22 protein-coding genes are annotated in these 20,734 nt (G+C 32.9%); 17 read left to right on the top strand and 5 right to left on the bottom strand.

The window, feature by feature from the left end; translation table 11 throughout:
- Nucleotides 1-9: 9 nt before the first annotated feature.
- The 9 genes from ACY2V1_RS00750 (at nt 10) to ACY2V1_RS00710 (ending at nt 5,796) form a co-directional block, all read left to right on the top strand.
- Nucleotides 10-165, top strand: a complete 156-nt coding sequence (locus ACY2V1_RS00750; RefSeq protein ID WP_461832879.1) for a type II secretion system F family protein — start codon at nt 10-12, stop codon at nt 163-165.
- A 73-nt stretch (nt 166-238) separates the two neighbouring features.
- A complete protein-coding gene (gene gspG, locus ACY2V1_RS00745; RefSeq protein WP_461832877.1) occupies nt 239-667 on the top strand; it encodes a type II secretion system major pseudopilin GspG in 429 nt (142 codons plus the stop codon).
- Nucleotides 636-1,040: a pilus assembly FimT family protein gene (locus ACY2V1_RS00740; protein WP_461832876.1), complete on the top strand. Its 405-nt coding sequence runs from the start codon at nt 636-638 to the stop codon at nt 1,038-1,040. The genes gspG and ACY2V1_RS00740 overlap by 32 nt, the downstream gene beginning before the upstream one ends.
- Before the next feature lie 79 nt (nt 1,041-1,119).
- The gene (locus ACY2V1_RS00735) at nt 1,120-1,461 is read left to right on the top strand and encodes a PulJ/GspJ family protein (RefSeq protein WP_461832875.1); all 342 of its coding nucleotides are present in this window, start codon (nt 1,120-1,122) and stop codon (nt 1,459-1,461) included.
- Nucleotides 1,439-2,074: a prepilin-type N-terminal cleavage/methylation domain-containing protein gene (locus tag ACY2V1_RS00730; RefSeq protein WP_461832874.1), complete on the top strand. Its 636-nt coding sequence runs from the start codon at nt 1,439-1,441 to the stop codon at nt 2,072-2,074. Before ACY2V1_RS00735 ends, ACY2V1_RS00730 begins: the two co-directional genes overlap by 23 nt.
- On the top strand, nt 2,064-3,050 hold the full coding sequence (locus ACY2V1_RS00725; RefSeq protein ID WP_461832873.1) for a type II secretion system minor pseudopilin: 987 nt from the start codon (nt 2,064-2,066) through the stop codon (nt 3,048-3,050). The genes ACY2V1_RS00730 and ACY2V1_RS00725 overlap by 11 nt, the downstream gene beginning before the upstream one ends.
- 1 nt (nt 3,051) lies before the next feature.
- The gene (locus ACY2V1_RS00720; RefSeq protein ID WP_461832872.1) at nt 3,052-4,446 is read left to right on the top strand and encodes a hypothetical protein; all 1,395 of its coding nucleotides are present in this window, start codon (nt 3,052-3,054) and stop codon (nt 4,444-4,446) included.
- Between the two features lie 4 nt (nt 4,447-4,450).
- Entirely contained in the window at nt 4,451-4,969 is a 519-nt protein-coding gene (locus ACY2V1_RS00715) for a hypothetical protein (RefSeq protein ID WP_461832871.1), read from the top strand.
- A gap of 263 nt (nt 4,970-5,232) precedes the next feature.
- Complete coding sequence (locus ACY2V1_RS00710; RefSeq protein WP_461832870.1) at nt 5,233-5,796, top strand: hypothetical protein; 564 nt, start codon at nt 5,233-5,235, stop codon at nt 5,794-5,796.
- A 95-nt stretch (nt 5,797-5,891) separates the two neighbouring features.
- Here the strand turns inward: ACY2V1_RS00710 and pruA are convergent, their stop codons facing one another.
- A complete protein-coding gene (pruA, locus tag ACY2V1_RS00705; protein WP_461832869.1) occupies nt 5,892-8,906 on the bottom strand; it encodes an L-glutamate gamma-semialdehyde dehydrogenase in 3,015 nt (1,004 codons plus the stop codon).
- A 12-nt stretch (nt 8,907-8,918) separates the two neighbouring features.
- Entirely contained in the window at nt 8,919-9,419 is a 501-nt protein-coding gene (locus tag ACY2V1_RS00700) for an Lrp/AsnC family transcriptional regulator (protein WP_461832868.1), read from the bottom strand.
- A 259-nt stretch (nt 9,420-9,678) separates the two neighbouring features.
- Between ACY2V1_RS00700 and ACY2V1_RS00695 the strand changes: the two genes are divergently transcribed.
- The 7 genes from ACY2V1_RS00695 to ACY2V1_RS00665 all read left to right on the top strand — a co-directional run bounded on the left by ACY2V1_RS00695 (nt 9,679) and on the right by ACY2V1_RS00665 (nt 16,102).
- Nucleotides 9,679-10,809 carry a branched-chain amino acid ABC transporter substrate-binding protein gene (locus ACY2V1_RS00695; protein WP_461832867.1) on the top strand — a complete coding sequence of 377 codons (1,131 nt, stop codon included), beginning with the start codon at nt 9,679-9,681 and terminating at the stop codon, nt 10,807-10,809.
- A gap of 65 nt (nt 10,810-10,874) precedes the next feature.
- Complete coding sequence (locus ACY2V1_RS00690; protein WP_461832866.1) at nt 10,875-11,780, top strand: branched-chain amino acid ABC transporter permease; 906 nt, start codon at nt 10,875-10,877, stop codon at nt 11,778-11,780.
- 24 nt (nt 11,781-11,804) lie between these two features.
- Nucleotides 11,805-12,755, top strand: a complete 951-nt coding sequence (locus ACY2V1_RS00685) for a branched-chain amino acid ABC transporter permease (protein ID WP_461832865.1) — start codon at nt 11,805-11,807, stop codon at nt 12,753-12,755.
- A 22-nt stretch (nt 12,756-12,777) separates the two neighbouring features.
- A complete protein-coding gene (locus ACY2V1_RS00680; RefSeq protein WP_461832864.1) occupies nt 12,778-13,542 on the top strand; it encodes an ABC transporter ATP-binding protein in 765 nt (254 codons plus the stop codon).
- Nucleotides 13,543-13,549: 7 nt separating this feature from the next.
- Nucleotides 13,550-14,254, top strand: coding sequence for an ABC transporter ATP-binding protein (locus tag ACY2V1_RS00675; protein WP_461832863.1), 705 nt, complete (start codon nt 13,550-13,552; stop codon nt 14,252-14,254).
- A gap of 10 nt (nt 14,255-14,264) precedes the next feature.
- The gene (locus ACY2V1_RS00670) at nt 14,265-14,858 is read left to right on the top strand and encodes a MarC family protein (protein ID WP_461832862.1); all 594 of its coding nucleotides are present in this window, start codon (nt 14,265-14,267) and stop codon (nt 14,856-14,858) included.
- Nucleotides 14,855-16,102, top strand: a complete 1,248-nt coding sequence (locus tag ACY2V1_RS00665) for a TIGR03790 family protein (protein WP_461832861.1) — start codon at nt 14,855-14,857, stop codon at nt 16,100-16,102. Before ACY2V1_RS00670 ends, ACY2V1_RS00665 begins: the two co-directional genes overlap by 4 nt.
- A gap of 6 nt (nt 16,103-16,108) precedes the next feature.
- Here the strand turns inward: ACY2V1_RS00665 and ACY2V1_RS00660 are convergent, their stop codons facing one another.
- The 3 genes from ACY2V1_RS00660 to ACY2V1_RS00650 form a co-directional block, all read right to left on the bottom strand.
- The gene (locus ACY2V1_RS00660) at nt 16,109-17,137 is read right to left on the bottom strand and encodes a sigma-54 interaction domain-containing protein (RefSeq protein WP_461832860.1); all 1,029 of its coding nucleotides are present in this window, start codon (nt 17,135-17,137) and stop codon (nt 16,109-16,111) included.
- Between the two features lie 16 nt (nt 17,138-17,153).
- Complete coding sequence (locus ACY2V1_RS00655; RefSeq protein WP_461832859.1) at nt 17,154-17,525, bottom strand: response regulator; 372 nt, start codon at nt 17,523-17,525, stop codon at nt 17,154-17,156.
- Between the two features lie 78 nt (nt 17,526-17,603).
- On the bottom strand, nt 17,604-18,065 hold the full coding sequence (locus tag ACY2V1_RS00650; RefSeq protein WP_461832878.1) for an acyltransferase: 462 nt from the start codon (nt 18,063-18,065) through the stop codon (nt 17,604-17,606).
- Between the two features lie 242 nt (nt 18,066-18,307).
- Here ACY2V1_RS00650 and ACY2V1_RS00645 point away from each other — a divergent pair.
- Nucleotides 18,308-20,734: RIFT barrel domain-containing protein (locus ACY2V1_RS00645; RefSeq protein ID WP_461832858.1), on the top strand; the 2,427-nt coding region annotated here is incomplete at its 3' end.

Here is a 20,734-nt window from a genome sequence, read left to right as displayed (position 1 = left end):
TTACTTAAAATTGGAGATAGATTAGAAAAAGAAATATCTTCAAAATTAAGTATTGCAACTTCATTACTTGAACCAATACTCATATTAATATTAGGTGGAGTTGTGGGATTTGTAGTAATTTCGATCTTACTTCCCATATTTGAGATGAGTAAATTAGTTAAATAAATATTAAGTTAATTTTTTAATAACTAAACAACTGAAAAACTTTTGAAAAATGGAAGTTTAAGGAGGAATTATTATGGGTTCATCGCAAAAGGGATTTACATTAATAGAAATAATGATTGTTATTGTAATATTAGGAATACTTGCCGGTTTAATTGTACCTAGAATAATGAACGAACCAGATAAAGCCAGGGTGGTTAAGGCCAAACTACAAATACAGAACTTGTCCATGGCCCTGAAAAAATTTAAAATGGACAATGGATTTTATCCATCCACAGAGCAGGGACTGGAAGCGCTTGTTAAAAAACCTGTAATTGGACGAATTCCCAAAAATTATCCACCAAAGGGATATTTGTCAAAGGTTCCCAAAGACCCCTGGGGAAATGATTATATCTACATATGCCCTGGAGAGCACGCTGACTTCGAGATAATTTCATATGGCGCAGATGGGAAGGAAGGTGGAGAGGGTTTTGATGCAGATATCAAAAGTTATGATTTGGAATAAATTGGGCTTTACCTTAAGTGAACTCATGGTAGTAATCATCATTATTTCTCTGTTTCTAGGACTTGGTATTCCTAAGGTATTAGAATCCCTTGCTGAATCAGATTTATCAAAAACCGCAAGAAATATTTCTCTTTTTATTGAACAAACGAGGAGTAACTGTATTTTACATAAAAAAAATTCATATATATTTTTCGATTTACCCAAAAAAATAATCTCTACACCAGATTTGGATAATCGAGAAAGAGAGATACATCTGAAGTTACCTACAAATATTAAAATTCAAATTGAGTATCAAGACAAAATTTATTCATTTGAACCAATTAAAATTCAAATATCTAATTTTGGATATTTAAATCCCATTATTATTAATTAAAAAAAAGAAGAAGATGCCCCAATAACTATAGATGTTAATCCATTTTTATTAAACAATAAAATAATATTTAATGGTTAATATGCGAGGATTTACATTAATAGAAGTCATAGTATCAATGGCATTAATAGCTATTAGTGTGTTGACTATTTTTGAATCTTTAAACAGTATTGGCGATACTATAGTTCAAAATAAAGATATAAATTATTTAATTCATTTTACTGAATCTAAATTCAATAAATTTAATTCAATAAATACAAATATATATTCCTTTTCAGGAGATATAGAAGGAATGAACTATATGTGGACTTATATTGAAGATTATCTTGGAGTTTACAATATAATTCGTCAAGCTATTGTTATCCAGAATAAAAATGATGAGTTTAAAATTCTAGAATTATATGAATACAAAACAAATAAATAAATATACTGGATTCACACTCATAGAACTATTAGTATCCCTTGCAATTTGTTCAATATTATTAGTTGGACTTTATATTTCATTTATTAATATACTTGACTTTTCTGAAAGTGTTGATACAGATACAATACTTATTAATATGGATAATATGCTAACCATTTTACTTGATAGAGATATTTCATCTATTTATACAGATCCAAATGAAATAGAGAGATTCAAATTACAAGGCAAAAATCAGATTTTTGACAATGCTAACATTCTTACATTTTATACCTCTAACTCATTAATCAATAGACCTGCTGCCTTTTCTATAAACAAAATAGAATATTGTTTAAAAAAAAATGAAGAAAAGGATGATTACTCCTTATATAGAGTGGAAATACCTTTTGGAAATCTAGACTTACAAGATAAAAAAATATTTAAAATAAAAGTAGCTGATTATATTAAAAACATAAATATATTTTTTTTTGACAAAAACGGGTCCCAACATGATTTTTGGGACATAGATGATATGAAATCAATGCCTGTGGCAATATTAATAGAATTATCATTTGAGTTAAAGGGTAAAACTCATAAATTAAAACATTTGTTTTCTGTAAAATATAATGAAAAATAATAGAGGTATTGTTTTAATATCTGTATTGGTGATTATATTTATACTAATTATTGTCTTGTATCAAATCACAAAAATAGCCAATATAGAGATAAATACAACACAAATTTTGAAAAATTTTTTTATTGCAAAACACAGGGCTATATCAGGTCTCCATATTGCAGAAGCTATTTTAATACTGGAAAAAGAAAAAACCAAATTAGCTTGTGATACATTATTAAGTACCTGGAACAATTTAAATATTGTTCAGGGATATTTACCAGATGATATAAATCCAGAATACCTGGATTTAAAGATTCAAGATGAAACATCAAAAATTCCCATAAACTATCTTGTTGATAAAAAAAAAGGAGAAATCTACGTAAAAGTAGTAAAAAACTTACTGGTTAATGAACTTGGTATATCTGAAAATCGGTCTGATAATATAATAAGGGAAATAAAAAATTGGATAAATCCAAAAAAATACCCATTAGAGGAAACTGAAGTCATAAACCCATATTACAAAGACAGAGAATATAAATCAAAGAATGGAACCTTTGAAACCTTAGGCGAGATGCTACTTTTGCCATCTGTTGACGAAAAAATATATTATGGAAATAAATATAAAATGGGTCTAAAAGACTTATTTACTGTGTATTCAGATGACGGATTAATTAACATAAATACATGTGCTAGACCAATTGCTATGTCGCTGATTTTAAATGAAGTAGATCAGGAGAAAAAAAATAAGTATGTGGATGAGATATTGAAAAAAAGATATGATCCTTTTTACAAAGAAATTTTATGTAATGTAAAATGGATAAAAAAAAATATGTCCGAGTATAAAGATATTGAAATTCCATATAATATTTTAACCACTACAAGTAATTATTTTAAAATAATATCAACAGGAATATCTGGCTCATACAATTGTACAATAATAAAATTTGTAAAAAGGGAAAATAAAAAGCTAACAACTTTATATCAAATAGAATATTAAAATGAAAAAAATTGTATCAAGTTACATTAAATTTGACGGTAATGTGGTTTCTCTTCTTATTGAACAAAATAAAAAGTCTATTAAGATTATAGATAGAAAAAGATTATTAATTGATGATATTACGGATGAGATCCCTTTTAAATCAAGTCAAGATAACTATACAATAGATGAATTTATAACCATTTTTTCCAGCAACTATTTTATGATAAGAGAACTCACCTTCCCTTTTAAAGGGATTGAAAATATAAAGCAGGCCATCTCTTTGGAGATAGGACCTGAACTTCCCATAAAGGAAAATAATCTTATATACGATTTTCTTTTTTTAATGAAATCAAAAAACAAATCCAAGGTATTGGGCATTGCATGCAAAAAAACAACAATTGAACCAATTTATAAAAAATTATCATCTACAACTCCAAATTCATTTTGTCTCTGTACATTGGACATTCAGTGTATAATAAGTTTTTTATACTCCATTCAATTAAATAATGTTATTTTTATATACGAAGATGGAGATTTTTTAAATATTATTGTAAAAAATAACAAAGCCTTTGATTATAAAAAGGTGTATGCAAACCTAAAGGCTATATCTAGCACAAATAAAAAACTCGCAAAGATAGAGTATATTCTTGAAACAGAGTTTAACCAAATCCAGGAGTTAATTAATTTAATTATCATTCCATCAAGTAATATAAACTCAGAATTAATCTCAAAAATAAAGTCCAAAGATCGATTCAATATCATGGATCCTTTTAAATTAATGGACGTTGATGTACAGATTGAAAAAAATATATCTTTTGATACAGATAAAGACATTATTCCTTTACTTGCTCTATATCTAAAAAAACAAAAAGACAAAATAGCTGATTTTAGCAAAAAAGGATATATCTCTTTAAGGGAAGTACTATTTGATAAGAATTTTTTACCTTACCTTTTTTCAATAATTCTTGTTCTAATATTTGCGTTAATCCATTTAAGCTCACAAATTTATTTATTAAAGAAATATGATAATGAAATTACAGAAAAAATAGAAAGGGTCTTTAATAAAACTTTTCCCAAAATCCAAAGAAAACTAACCATTGAACAATATTTAAGCATATTCAGGGGAAAAATAAAAGATATAGAAAATACATCAAATGAAAATAAAAATAAATTAGACCCGTTAATAGTTTTAAAGGATATCTCACGTAGTATGCCAGATGATTTAAATTTAGTTATAGAAGAATTTTCCATGAATGAAAATAAGATTATTCTAAAGGGTAAAGCCAATTCACTGGATACAATAACAGAATTTAGAAGAAATATGTCTAAAGGAACAACATATAAATTTTCTTTAAAACAGGCAAATTGGGATAAAGATAAAAAAAATGTTCATTTTATAGTGGAGATTTCTTAAAATCATGAATATAAACTTGATTTCAAAACAAGACCTGTTAAAAGTAAGATTGCTAATTTGTATGGGTATAGTGCTTTTATTCTTTCTTATTATATATTTTCCCATGCACAAAAAAATCTTTGAATTACAACACCAAACAGATCTTCACCATAATCAATTTAAAAAAATCTTATTATTAGAGCAGACATATAAATCCCTCCTTACTACTGGAACAAAATTCAAATTTAGTATCCACGCATCTGATAGCATTGTCAGTGATGTCCAGGATATATTAAAACAAATTGGAATAGAAAATAATCTGGTATCAATTATCCCATCAAATAGAAAATTAGACAACCATCACATTGAGCAGTATGTGGATATCAAGTTAGAGGACATTGGACTTAAAGAAACTTTAAATTTTTTAAAAACAATAAGTAAATTAAGACATATAGACATTCAAAGGTTAAATATTATAAGGAAAAATGGTGAACCAAGCACAATAAGTGTGCATATCCTTTTAAAAACACAAAAAAAATCTTAAGAATTATGAAAAAATTTGCATTAATATTTTTATTAATTTTTTATTTTTTCGCTTTTACTCTCTTTATTTTTTTATATACATTTCCGTATAATTCCTTAACTATTTATTTAAATTCAATTTTAAAAGAAAAAATATCAGGCCAAATAAAAATACAATCTATATCATATCATTTTCCAACCAGTCTCAATATAAATACTAAAATTGATGGAGATCAAAAATATTTAAATATAGATGATAATTTTCTTATAATTTTGAGCCCAGGGTTGTCTAAAATAACCAGTTTATTTATAGATGTATATCATGGAGATAAAAAAATAATTAATGCAAATACTGTTTTCAAACATATAATTAAAAAACCTGTAATTCAAAAGGCTGAGATACATATTAATGGTTTTAACATTAATCCTGTCTCAATTTACAACAATATTTTTTTAAAAGGAAAAATTAATGGACTAATTGAGCTCAATAAAAACAATTCAAGTTACCTGACTAAGGCAAGTATTAAAGGTCTAAAGTTATTAATAGATGCATATGGATTGAAAAAGCAAATTCCAATAGCTATTGATGATATAGAGGCAAATCTGTTAAATACAAAGGTAAATATAAAAGGTTTTAAAATTACATCCCCTTATTTTAAAACACATGGTAAGGGTTCTATTTTTATAAAGAAAAAAATCATGGATTCAATGATTTCAATTAATGGTAAAATAAACTTAAGCCTTACAAATTTAAAAAAGGATCTAATTTCATTTCCATTTAACAACAAATCTTCTATGAAGTATTCTATCTATGGAAATGTTGGTTCTATTAAGTATAAGGTGTATTAATCAAAAGGGTTCAAAAGTAGACCATGAAATAAAAGGTTGGATTTACCCAGCCAGAGAAGAAAAGATTTCCCTGGCTAGGTAGTTTATTTGAAAATTTAATCTATCCACTCATCCCCTTCCTGGATTGGTGCAAATCCACGGCGCATGGTGTTTTCTGTAATACAGATCGGATCCAAAAATTGGAGGAGATAGTCAGGACCTCCAGCCTTGGAACCAACGCCAGACATCTTAAACCCACCAAAGGGTTGTCTTTCAACTAATGCCCCTGTAATACCCCTATTTAGATATAGATTTCCAACCTTAAATCTCTGTCTCGCCTTATCCAGATTCCTTGGACTCCTGGAAAATGTGCCGCCAGTTAGTGCATATTTAGTTGAATTTGCCCATTCAATGGCCTGATCAAAATCCTTTACTTTCATAATTGACAACACAGGCCCAAATATCTCTTCCTGAGCCAGTCTGTGTTCTGGGGTGATTCCTCCAACAATAGTTAGAGGCACGTAATAGCCCTTATCCGGTATATCATCTCTCACCAAAAGCACGTTCCCTTCTTTTTTGGCCAGCTCTACATACTTTAAGATCTTTTCCTGGGCAGATTTGTCAACAACTGGTCCCATATAATATTGTGGATCTTCAGCAGGCCCAATTTTAATAGACTTCGCAGCTTCAACAAGCCTTTTTACAAATTTGTCATAAATTGGCTCAAGCACAATTACCCTTGAGCAGGCTGAACATTTTTGTCCCTGAAACCCAAAAGCAGAATAAATTATATCCAGAACAGCTTCATCTAAGTCCGCATCATCATCTACAATAATTGCGTTCTTTCCTCCCATCTCAGCAATTACTTTTTTCACCTGTTCTTGACCCTCAACCACCTTTGATGCCTTTTCAACTATTCTCAGACCAACTTCCATGGAACCAGTAAATGCAATAATACTAATATCTGGGTGTTCAACTAAATAATCTCCTATTTCACTACCCTTCCCAGGAATATAGTTAAACACCCCATCAGGGAGTCCAGCTGCCTTGTAAATCTTATACAGGGTAAATCCCACCACAGATGATAGGGATGCAGGTTTATACAAAACTGGATTTCCTGTAACAATAGCAGCAGATGTCATACCACATGAGATTGCTAGAGGGAAGTTCCATGGTGCAATTACAGCAGCTATACCCTTACCCTGATACATAAGGTGATTTATCTCTCCTGGTGCCCTGCCCATACGGCGTGGGGATCCAAGCCTTATCATCTCCCTGGCATAATATTCTAAGAAATCAATTGCCTCGGCAACATCTGCATGGGCCTGATCCCACTGTTTTCCTACCTCTAAAATCTGGTAAGCTGCTAATTTAAATATATTTTTTCTTGCATAGTCAGCTGCTTTAAATAAATATTTTGCCCTGTCTTCTGCACTTAGATTCTGCCATTCATAACGTACAGATTTTGCTGCAGAAATTGCCTCATCCACTTCTTTTTTTGATGCCTGAGAGACAAAACCTATAACCTCATCTGGATTAGCAGGATTTACAGATGGAATCTTGTCCTCGGTGAGTACTTCCTTCCCCCCAATAATTAAAGGATAGGTCTTCCCAAGCTCACCTCTTACTTCAGAAATGGCTTTGTAAAAGGCTTCCCTCTGGTCCTTTTTAGAGAAATCCACAAATGGATGGTTTCTAAATGGTGGGACACCTGATGTTAAAGTATCAGACTTTTTTACTTGCTCTCTTTGTTTTTTTGCTTCTTCAACTAGGATATTTGGATCTTCTAAAAGTTTATCTAAATCAGCACCCTCTACAAAACTCTGTCTCAAAAACGATTCATTTGCAGTATTTTCCAAAAGCCTTCTGACCAGATATGCCATACCAGGAATAAGCTCACCATATGGTGCATAAAGTCTCACTCTCTTTGCAACATTTAAAAGACCTTTTCTAACTGGTTCTGCCATGCCATATAAAACTTGGAATTCATACCTTGAGTCATCCACTCCAAATTCCCTGGCCATTTCCATTACTGCAGAAATTGACCTGATATTGTGGGAACCGCAGGCAAAATAGCAGATATCGCTATTTTTCAAAATTTTTTCTGCATGTCTTTCAAAAGCAGCATCGCTCTCCGCTTTAATAGTATAAACAGGGATCTCCCATCCCCTTTGCTTGGCTATAACAGTCTCATAATCCCAATATGCCCCTTTAACCAATCTTATTGAAATCTTAATTCCTTCATTCCTTGCCCAATTAAGTAAGTCTTCAAGGTCTTTATCTGTATCCTTGAGATATGCTTGTAATACAACTGCCAACTGGTCAAAATCTCTAAACTCTGGGTCCTGACGAAGTCTCTTATAAACCTCCAGGGTGATGTCTTTGTATGCATATTGCTCCATGTCTATACATAGGTGACCACCAATTTCTTTGGTCTTTGCAACTATGGGTCTGAGCCTTTCAACTATCACATTGACACTGTTTTCAAAATCAACTGGCCTTGCCTGTGAATAAAGTGCAGATGGCTTAATTGAACAATTTATCTTTGGTGCATAACCCCAATCTAGATCCCCACCAGTTATCAGACCATTCCACTTAGATGCCTCTTTTGCAAGTACATCAAGCAAATCTAGATAACTCTTTTGATAAATAAACGCCTCTTCTTCGCTAACTGTTGCCTCACCTAAGATATCTACTGTAAAGGCAAAATTATCTTTTCTTAGCTTAGATAAGGTCTTTATGGCCTGTTTTGTGTTCTCGCCTATTATAAACTGCATTGCCATGGATTTTATGTTTGAAGATATGGTCTTGGCCAAAATTTTCCCGCCAAAAACCCTGCCAATTCCTCCAGCACCCTTGGCACTCCATTTTAAGACTGCTGGGAGCTCTTCTTCGTCTGCTCCAAAATACTCCTCAATATGTCTGATTAAAGAGTCTGAAGTGTTTAAATAAGGCAATACGTCCACAAAACGAAAGAGCTGAATCTTAAAATTCTCGCTCTTCATTGCCCAATCCATAACTTTACCAGTCCACCAGCTTTTATTAAAAATCGACGGAGCTTCTCCAGCAATGGATCTGAAAAACTCCTTACCCCGCGCCTTTATCCTCTGGTTCAATACTTGATTTTCCATATCAAATACCTCCTATTTTTGGTCCTGTTTTGATTTCCTTAAGCCCTTATTTTTAACTCCGATTCCATCTAAATCTAATTTTAGGGTCTCTAATAGCTCATCAATAACCAAAGTTGTTCGTGTATCCACAACTCCACCTATATCCCCAAACTTTTTCAAAAGCTCTTTTAAATTATCAGTATCTGAAACCCTTGCCTTTACCAGATAATTGTATTCACCTGCTATGTAAAAAACTTCCTGAACTTCATTAATCTTTGCTATATCTTCCCCAATTTTACTTGAACCCACAGCATCCTTTGTCTTGACCAAAATCAATACTGTCAAAACAAGTCCTAACTTCTTATGGTTTAGCCTGGTCTCATAGCCCAAAATAAAGCCCTTTTTCTCTAATTTTCTAATCCTCTCAAGCACCCCTGATGGGGCCATCTTTATCCTGCGAGCAATCTCTGCATTGGATATACGTGCATTTTCTTGAAGCAAATTCAAAATTTTTTTATCAATTTCGTCAATCATTCTTGATTTTCTCTTTTTTTTGATTTATAATTCACAAAAATTAAGCGAGTCAAGAATTTTATTCAAAAACTTTCTTAAAAATTTAAACACTTTTTTGCTAAAGAGTGTTTAGCATACAAAAATTAATTGACGGGTGATATTTTTTTATTTAAAGCTCCAACATTATCTTAAATTTTTAGTTAATAATAGCTAGATAATTTAATTAAAAGTAAGGTCAGGGGGTTCTAGTTTAACTTATTTTTTAAAGGGAGGATTTGTTATGTTAAGAAAAATTTTTGTATTAACGCTCTTTTTGGGCTTGTGTTTAACAACCATTAGTTTTGCCAAGTCCACTATCAAAATTGGACTTATGTGTCCACAGACCGGGAGTTGGGCAAGTGAAGGTCTGGACATGAAAAAGATCGTAAATCTGCTTGCCGAGGAAATAAACAAAAAAGGTGGGGTCCTTGGTAAAAAGATTGAAATCATCGATGAAGATGATGGTGGAGATCCCAGGACTGCTGCGCTTGCCGCAAACAAGCTTGTCACAAGAGACATAGTTGCTGTGATTGGCACATATGGATCTTCAGTTACAGAAGCAAGTCAAAATATCTTCAATGAAAACAAAATAATTCAAATTGCAAATGGCTCCACAGCAATTAGGCTAACTGAAAAGGGATATAAATACTTTTTCAGGACAGCCCCTAGAGATGATGAACAGGGAAAAGTTGCTGCCAAAACCATCAAAAAATTTGGATATAAAAAAGTTGCAATTCTCCATGACAATACTACTTATGCAAAGGGTCTAGCTGAAGAAGCAAAACATAACTTAGAAAAAATGAGTGGTATTAAAATTGTGTTTTTTGACGCCTTAACCCCTGGAGATAGAGACTACACAACTATTTTGACAAAACTTAAGTCCAAAAATCCTGATGTGGTATTTTTTACAGGATATTATCCAGAGGCTGGTCTTCTTTTAAAACAAAAAAAGGAAATGGGCTGGGATGTTCCATTTATTGGTGGTGACGCAACCAACAATCCAGACCTGGTAAAAATTGCAGGTAAAGACGCAGCAAAAGGGTTTTATTTCTTGAGCCCACCAGTACCTCAAGACTTAGATACTCCAGAAGCCAAGGCATTTTTAAAGGCATACAAAGCTAAATACCACGAACTACCTGGATCTGTTTGGGCAGTTCTCTCAGGAGATGCACTCCTTGCAATAGTAAAGGCAATCGAGGGTACAAAATCCACTGATCCAGATAAAATGGCAGATTTTCTCCACTACAAATTGAAAGATATGCCTGGGCTGACTGGAAAAATCTCTTTTGATGAAAAAGGTGATAGGGTAGGAGATCTGTACAGGGTTTATAGGGTAGATGCCAACGGAAACTTTGTACTTCAACCTAAGTAATTTAAAAGGCGGAGGGGTTAACTCTCCGCTTTCTTTAGTTTTATTTTAAACTGGAGATAAAGCCCATGGAATTCTTTTTTCAACAACTCACCAATGGACTTGCAATAGGCGGGATATATGCCTTAATTGCCCTGGGATACACCATGGTTTATGGTGTCTTAAAATTGATTAACTTTGCCCATGGAGATCTCTTTACACTGGGAGCCTACATAGGATTTACACTTTTAACATCCTTTAGCCTAGTGGGCAAAATTGGACCTCTTCCAACTCTATTTCTATTTGGCCTAATAATTATGGGCCTTGTAGGTATAGCTGGAATTATTTTAGAGAGAGTTGCATACAGGCCACTTAGATCAGCAGACAGGTTGGCTGCAGTTGTATCTGCCCTTGGGGCATCAATAGTTATTTCAAATTCCATTATGCTTATATATGGCGCAAGATTTCAGGTGTATCCACACCATTTAATCCCGCAAATTACTTTAAATATACTGGGAATGAAGATCCCATTGCTTAGGATCGTAATGCTACTTCTCTCTGTTATCCTTATGATTATTTTATATTTATTTATACAAAAAACCAAAATTGGAACAGCTATCAGGGCAACTGCAATAGATCACGGTGCTGCAAGGCTAATGGGAATCGATGTGAACAAGATTATATCCTATGTTTTTTTCATTGGCCCTGCCCTTGGAGGAGCAGCAGGTCTAATGGTTGGTCTGTATTATGGACAGCTAAACTTTATGATGGGATGGGTGTATGGCCTAAAGGCATTTATTGCTGCTGTAATAGGAGGTATAGGCAATATTCCAGGTGCCATGCTAGGTGGAATCCTACTTGGGGTTATCGAGGCCCTTGGAGCTGCCTATATTTCAACTGCGTGGAAGGACGCAATCGCATTTTTTGTATTGATAATCATTTTAATTGTGCGTCCAACAGGTATTCTTGGTGAAAGGGTTGCTGACAAAATATAAACCATAAAACTAAATGATGGTGACATGAACAGGAAATACATAACAACTATTATAGTCATTGCCTTTTTCTTATCACCACTTTTTTTAAATTCCTATTGGGTGGATGTATTAAATAATATAGGTATTTATGCAATACTTGCTCTTAGCTTAAATTTTATTCTCGGTGATACAGGTTTGTTTCACATGGGGCATGCGGCCTTTTTTGCAGTTGGTGCATACACAACTGCTATTTTAAACACCATGTATCACATTCCAATTATACTTTTAATTCCCTTTAGTGGAATAACTGCTGCTATCTTTGCTTATCTTGTTGCAAGACCAATTATTCACCTAAGGGGTGATTATCTTTTAATAGTAACTATAGGCATTGTTGAAATAGTAAGAATTGCCCTTATAAACAATATCTTTGGGCTAACAGGAGGGTCCAATGGCATCTTTGGTATATCCAGACCAAATCTACTAGGCCTTGTTATCAGAAGGCCAGAGCATTTTTTCTATTATATCTGGATATTTTTAGCAATTAGCGTCTTTCTATTTGAAAGGCTAAGAAATTCCAGATTTGGGCGAGCCTTAAATTATATCAAAGAAGATGAAGTAGCTGCTGAAGGTACAGGAGTAAATATTGCCAGATATAAATTAATTGCATTTGTAATTGGAGCCTTTTGGGCTGGAATGGTGGGAAATATCTATGCTTCAAAGATGACAATTATTTCGCCAGAGTCATTCACCTTCTGGGAATCTGTTGTATATTTTTGTATTGTAATTTTAGGTGGTTCAGGAAGTATTAGTGGAGTTATACTGGGGTCATTTTTACTTATTGGACTGCCAGAAATCTTCAGGGAATTTTCCCAGGCCAGGATGCTCGCATTTGGCCTTGCAATGATAATCATGATGATAGTTAGGCCCCAGGGTTTGATTCCTCCTCCTCCACGGAAATATGATGTGTATATGGATAAAAAATTCGCTGAAAATTAGTTAAATAAGGGAGTCTAAAAATATGGCCCTTCTCCATCTTAAAAATCTTACCAAATATTTTGGAGGACTTGCAGCTGTTGATGATGTAAGTTTTGATGTAGAAGAAGGTTCCATTGTGGGACTAATTGGCCCAAATGGTGCTGGCAAGACCACTGTATTTAATTTAATCACAGGGCATTATGTTCCTGATAAAGGAGAAATTATATTTGATGGCCAAAACCTAGTAAAAAAGCCCACCCATCAAATTGTCTCCTTAGGGATTGCCAGAACATTTCAGACAATTAGGCTATTTAAAGAGCTCTCTGTCCTAGAAAATGCCATGTCAGGTTACCACTGCCGTATGAAATCTGGCATCTTTGCAGGTATGTTTAAACCTAGATGGCAGAGGGAAGAAGAAAAAAGGGCTATTGATATTGCCATAAAGGAACTAGAATTTGTGGGCCTTAAAGTAAACCTTGAACAAAAGGCAAAGAACCTATCCTATGGAAACCAGCGGCTCTTAGAAATTGCTAGGGCACTTGCAACATCACCAAAATTAATAATCTTAGATGAGCCTGCTGGAGGAATGAACGACCAGGAGACACAGGAATTAATCCAGCTAATAAGAAATATTCGCGATAGAAAAATCACAGTGCTTTTAATTGAGCATGATATGAATTTAGTCATGGATGTTTGTGAATACATTGTAGTACTAGATAATGGTAAAAAGATATCCGAGGGTTCACCTGAGCAGGTGAGGGAAGATCCAAGAGTTATTGAGGCATATCTAGGAATTGATGAGGAGTAAGGGTAATATGTTAGAAATAAAAAATCTTCATGTAAAATACGGAAATATTGAAGCAATACATGGAATAGATATAAAGGTAGAAAAAGGAGAAATAGTAACTATCTTAGGTGCAAATGGTGCAGGAAAATCCACTACACTTATGACAATTAGTGGACTTATAAAACCTTCAGAAGGGAAAATCATATTTGATGGAGTGGATATTACTGACACCCCTGGAGATAAAATAGTTGAAATGGGTATATCCCAGGTACCTGAAGGGAGAAGACTTTTTGGCACATTAACTGTAGAGGAAAATTTAGAGCTTGGAGCTTTCACAATAAAAGACAAAAAAGTGGTAGAAAAAAATAAAGAATGGTCATATTCCCTTTTTCCAAGGCTAAAGGAGAGGCGAAAACAGCTGGCAGGTACACTTAGTGGCGGAGAGCAACAAATGCTTGCAATAGCAAGGGGACTTATGTCAAATCCAAGACTCCTTCTAATGGACGAACCAAGCCTTGGACTCGCTCCAATATTGGTTAAATCCATCTTTGAAACAATAAAAACAATCAATGAATCTGGTGTAACAGTCCTTTTGGTTGAACAAAATGCAAAAGCTGCTTTAAAACTGGCTAAAAGAGGTTATGTAATGGAGGTTGGTAATATTGTACTAGAAGATAAGGCCTCAAATCTACTGACTAATCCACAGGTGAGAAAGGCATATCTTGGCGGGTGATTTTTTAAATATGTTAAAAGAAGTTCTGAAGATCTCAATCCCTCTATTCCTCATTATGGACCCTTTTGCCAATTCAACTGCCTGTCTCGCAATATTAAAAGACCATCCCTCAGAAGTACAACAAAAAATAATCTTTAGGGAAATGCTAATTGCCCTATTTTTAATGATTATTTTTCAATTTTTTGGATCATTTTTTTTGAACTTTCTCTCCATAGACAAATCAACATTGAGAATAGCTGGCGGGATAATTTTATTTATTATTTCATTAAAACTAATATTTCCTGAAGAGACAACTTCTTTATCTCAATATGAAAAAGACCCATTTATAGTGCCCATAGCCACTCCATTTATTGCAGGCCCATCTTTACTCGCTGCAATTATGCTATATGCAAAAAAGACCCCTTCACAATTAAAGCTTTTTCTGTCATTATTTATTGCGTGGCTGGGATGCCTCATTATTATGCTGAGTTTCACCAGATTAAAAAATACATTAAAAGATAGAGGTACAAGGGCAATAGAAAGATTAATGGGGCTTATATTAATTTTACTGGCTGTTCAAATGTTAGAAGAAGGCATAAAATATTTCTTGGAAACAATAAAATGAAAAATAATTCTATTAAAATAATTAACATATTGTATTTTTTTTGTCTTCTATTTTTTACTAATAAAGCCTTTTGTTTTCTTTCTCCCGAGGAAATTTTAGTAGTTGCAAATATGAATGCACGACAAAGTGTATCCCTTGCTATGTATTACATAAATAAAAGAAACATCCCAAAGGATAACTTTTTAAAGATATGGTGTAATGATTCTGAAAGAATATCCAGAAAGGATTACAATAAAAAAATTAAGATCCCAATCCAAAAATTTTTAAAAGACCATCCAAAAAACAAAATAAGGTGTCTTTTACTTATATATGGCATACCACTCAAAGTTGAAGGAGAGACTCCGAGCCTTGAGCAACAAACAGAATTAAAAAATTTAAATATAAAGCTCTCATTTTTAAAAGAACAACTAAAGTCAGAAAAGGATGAAGCTCAAAAAAAATCTTTAAAAAATAAAATAAAAAAATTGCAAAACAAACTAAGGCACCTCCAATTATATTTAAATACATCTGCATCTGTGGATTCTGAGCTATCTTTAGTTAAGGTAAAAAATTATCCACTATCCTTCTGGATCCCAAATCCATATTTTTTGCCTAATCAAAAGACCAAATTAAAGTATGGGAAAAAGGATGTTTTACTGGTAGCAAGGTTGGATGGACCTGATCCAGAAATTGTGAAAAGAATAATTGATGATTCCATATATGCAGAAAAAAATGGGCTTAAAGGGATTGCTTATTTTGATGCAAGGTGGAAAGAGCCAAAAAACAAAAAGAAATTGGGTGGATACGCATATTATGACTATTCTTTACACCTTGCAGCCAAGGAAATTAAGAAGTCCAAGTTACTAAAAGTAGTGCTTGAAGACACAAAAAGACTCTTTAAAAAAAATGAATGTAAAAACGCAGCCCTGTATTGCGGCTGGTACAGCCTTGGACATTACATTGACTCATTTAAATGGGTTAGAGGTGCAATTGGATATCATATGGCAAGTGTGGAATGTCAAACATTGAAAAATAAAAAATCTCATATTTGGTGTGTCAAGATGTTGCAAAAAGGCGTTGCAGCAACCATTGGACCTGTTGAAGAACCATATATTCAGGCATTTCCTCTGCCCCACATCTTTTTCTGGGCACTAACTGATGGTTATTTCTCTTTAGCAGAAAGCTACTACTTATCTCTCCCTTATATTTCATGGAAGATGGTCTTGGTTGGTGATCCTATGTACAGGCCGTTTAAGAAAAAATAAAATCTATTATCTTACTCCTGGTGGAGGAGTTATTTTCATATCCTTCATTTTATAAAGCAATGCGCGATAGCTAATTTTGAGGAGTTTTGCAGTTTCTTTTCTATTCCAATTTGTTTCATTTAATATTTTTAAGATGACCATTCTCTCTACTTTTTTGGTAACAGAATCTTTTATTTCTTTAAGGGATGGAATATCTTTCTTATTAATACAATTAGTTATGGATTCTCCAATCTCATCCATAGAACCATTTATAGTTGGGACTACGGGATCTGCTTCCTTTATTTTATCGAGCAGTTCCTGCTTTACTGCCTCAAAGTCCCCAAGAACGAAAAGCCTTTGCACATAGTTATAAAGCTCTCTCACATTACCAGGCCAGTGGTATTTTAAAAATACTTCGGCAATATCTGGGGGAATTGATAAGTTTCTATTAGAATACTGTTTTTTCATTTCTTTAATAAAGTGTTCAACAAGAGGAAGTATATCTTCTTTTCTCTCTCTAAGGGGAGGGATATGAATACATATGGTACTTAGTCTATAAAAAAGATCCTCCCTAAAACTTCCAGCAGTAATTTCAGCCTCTAGATTTCTATTTGTTGCAGCAACGACCCTTGCTGTAGTTTTTATTTCCCTATGTCCTCCAACTCTAAAATAACATCTATCCTGGAGCACCTGCAATAATTTAGCTTGCAAACCAATAGAAATCTCACCAATTTCATCTAAGAATATTGTTCCAGATTTGGCCAATTCAAATTTGCCAATTCTTGAAGAAGTAGCTCCAGTAAATGCCCCTTTTTCATATCCAAAAAGCTCTGATTCTAAGAGTTCCCCAGGGATTGCAGCACAATTAATTTTTATAAAAGGTTCCTTTGCCCTAACAGAATAATAGTGAAGGGCCCTTGCAACTAGTTCTTTACCAACACCACTTTCTCCAGTAATAAGGACATTTAAATCATAATCTCCTACCTGTTTGGTGAGCTTTATAATATCTTTGATAATTTTGCTTTTTCCAACGATTTTAGGCTTAGTCAAGCTCATAATTCCACACCAAAATTTATTTCAATTTTAAAAGATAATTAATATTTTTTATCAACACATTCAAATCATAGGGCTTTTCCAGCAAAACATCAGGAGACTGTTCCTTTGCTATTTCTTTTGGATATTGTCCATATCCAGTAACACAAATTATTGGGATGGTAGGATGTTCCTGTCTTAAACACTTAATCAATCCTATGCCACTAACATAAGGTAGTCGAATATCAGCTATCACTAAATCATACTTGTACTTTTTTATTTTTTCTAAACCATCCAACCCATCTTTGGCAAATAACAAAGAAAACCCTTGTTCTGCGAGAAACTCATTTAAAAGCTCTCTTTGTACTGAATCATCTTCAATTACTAATATTGTGGGTTTATTCTTTGACATAAATTAATCCTATTTTTAAAGTTATGGTCCAACTCAACCTTTGAATTAAATCGTATTATAAATCAAAACCTTTTATTTTTATTTCCTGTATTTCAAAATTTTTCCAGGATTGCCTCCAACCACTGCATATTCAGGAATAGGAGACATCACAACACTCCCTGCTCCAATAACAGCCCCTTTTCCAACATCAGATCCAACTATTGAACCGTTACCTATCCAAACATCTTGTCCAATCACAACTTTTTTTAACTCACCACCCTGTTCCTTTATTGGAATATCCAATCGATTGAAAAAATGTTGTCTAGTTCCGCTAATTATGTGAACGCCTGTCCCTATTAAGGTATTATCGCCTATTTCAGCATATCCAATGTCACATTTCGGTCCAATATATACTCCTCGACCTATCTTAACCCTTGGATCAGAAAAAGTAGTACCAAATCCTACAAAAGAGTCAATCAAATTTGTCTTGGTTATCCACTCCAGGACACACTTTCTTATCCATTCCCCCAAAAATCCAGGGAGTATTGAACAAAATTGCATCAAATTTGAAAAAACCCGCCTCTTCTCAAAAAATACGGTTACTAATAAGTAGTAAATGTACAATGGGAGGGAAATAATTTTAAATATTAGATGAAATAACTTTTTTATATTACGTCTCATGCTCTGGCTTTCCAAATTTTAAAGAACACACAAGCAAACACAACAAAAAACTTGCTATGAGGGAACCTATTTATTATAAAGTTTAGGCAAGCAACGATAACAATTTAACAAAATAAAAATAAATGAGCAATACCCAATTTATCCTAAAATTCCTGTCTGCACCATATAATCAAGATTATCCTTATATTTTTACTGTTGGTTTGCCACTAAAAAAAGGTCTTCTTTACGAAGAAGACAAAAGATTTATTCTTGATCAAAATAAAAATTCATACCAGTATGAACTTACACCACTTCTTTACTGGCCAGATAAAAGTATAAAGTGGTGCATTTTGGATATTCTTGTGGATAGCCCAATTAAGGACTCCACTTCTCTATTTTTAGGGACCGTTGATCAAGAGGAGAAATTACAGGAAAGGACTGGACTTAATGTAGAACAAAAAAAAGAAAAGATAAATATTAATACAGGGGTATTTAATTTTGTTTTAGATAAAAAATTAAAAAATCTATTTGAAAATATTGACATAGATTTCTCCCTAACAACAAAAAATAATAAAAGATTTTCTTTTCAAGATTTAACAGAAAAAAGTTTTAAATTTTTACATATTGGAAGGCTAAGAATAGATATTGAAATTAAAGGCAAAATATTACTCTCTTCCAAAAAATCTATATATTTAAGATTTATAATCTCTTTTTTTTATCAATCTTCCACTATTAAAATAGACGTAGAAATACATAATCCAAACCCCTCTATACACCCTTCAGGGAAATGGGACATTGGAGATCCAGGGTCTATATTTTTTAAAGATTTTTCAATTTTATATAAGTTAAATAAACCAGCAAATGAACTAACTTGTTTTATAGATAAGACAAAGGATGAGCAGATTATTATATCTAAGAATTTTGATAAATTTATTATCCACCAAAATTCCAGTGGCGGAAAAAACTGGGATTCTCCTAATCACATAGATAAAGACGGAAATCTAACTGTAAGATTCAAAGGTTTTTTAATACATGAATATAAAGATGGACGCCTAATAAAAAAAATAAAGGGAGATAGGACCAATCCCTTAATAATTGCAAAATCAGAAAGAAATATTTCATTTAGTGTAAAAAACTTCTGGCAAAATTTTCCCAACTTAGTTGAAATTCAAAAAAATTTAATAAAAATATCTCTATTTCCCGAAGAAGCACAAACATTATTTGAATTACAGGGGGGAGAAAAAAAGACCCATACCATTTATATTGATGTAAATTCTGACGAAAATGGAGATAGATTATTTAATTTTGTGTTTCCTCCCCCTTTTAAAATCAATCCCAACTGGGTGAGTATCTCAAATACAATTCCCTACTTTGTACCAGAACAACAAGACAATAATGCTAACTATCTAAAATATATAAAAAACATAATCACTGGTCCTAATTCCTTTTTTAAAAAAAATGAAGTAATAGATGAGTATGGCTGGAGAAATTTCGGAGATATATTTAGTGATCACGAAGCAGTAAATCATAAAGGAAAAACTCCATTTGTCTCCCATTATAATAACCAATATGATTTTTTATATGGGGCAATAGTACATTTCTTAAGGTCAGGAGATTTTAGGTGGTTTGAACTATTAGAACCCCTTGCCAAGCACATAATAGATATAGACATATATCACACAGATAAAGACAAGCCTGCATATAATCATGGGATGTTTTGGCACACAGACCACTATGTGGAAGCAAAAACTGCTACCCACAGGACCTATTCTAACCTAAACCCCTCACCTGGAGGGGGCCCATCAAATGAACACAACTACACAACTGGTCTCTTATATTATTACCTACTGAGTGGGGATATCCAGGCAAAAGAAGCGGTAATAGAGCTGGCAAATTGGGTAATAGAAATGGACAAGGGAGATAAATCCCTTTTTTGTGTGTTTGATCATGGACCAACAGGACTGGCTTCACAAACAGTTGACCCTATGTATCACGGCCCAGGTAGAGGAGCAGGAAATTCAATAAATGCATTAATAGACGCATATATCTTAACAAATAACAGAAAATATCTATTCAAAGCAGAAGAACTTATTAGAAGAACAATTCATCCAAAGGATAATATAGAAAAACTAAAACTAGATGATCCTGAATTTAGATGGTCATATTTAGTTTACCTGCAAATCCTTGATAAATATTTATGTTTAAAATTAGAATTAAATGAAATAGATTGGATGTATTTTTATGGACGAGATAGCCTTATACATTATGGAAAATGGATATTAAAAAACGAAGTTCCTTATAAAGATGTTCTACACAAAGTAAAGATACCAACAGAGACATGGCCAGCACAAGATATAAGAAAGGCTTATGTATTAAATTGTGTAGCAAAATATACATCTCCAAAGGAAAGAAAATTATTTTTACATAAGGCTAAATTTTTTTTCAATAGATGTCTAGAGGATTTACTTAAATTTGATACAGCATATCTAACAAGGCCAATGGTCATCTTATGTGTATTTGGCTTTCAACAAGCATATTTCGACAATATAAAAAATAGCTTCTCAGACATA

The organism is Desulfothermus sp., assembly GCF_053993635.1.
The sequence above is the reverse complement of the archived record's forward strand: the minus strand, read 5'-3'. Positions and strand labels throughout refer to the sequence as shown.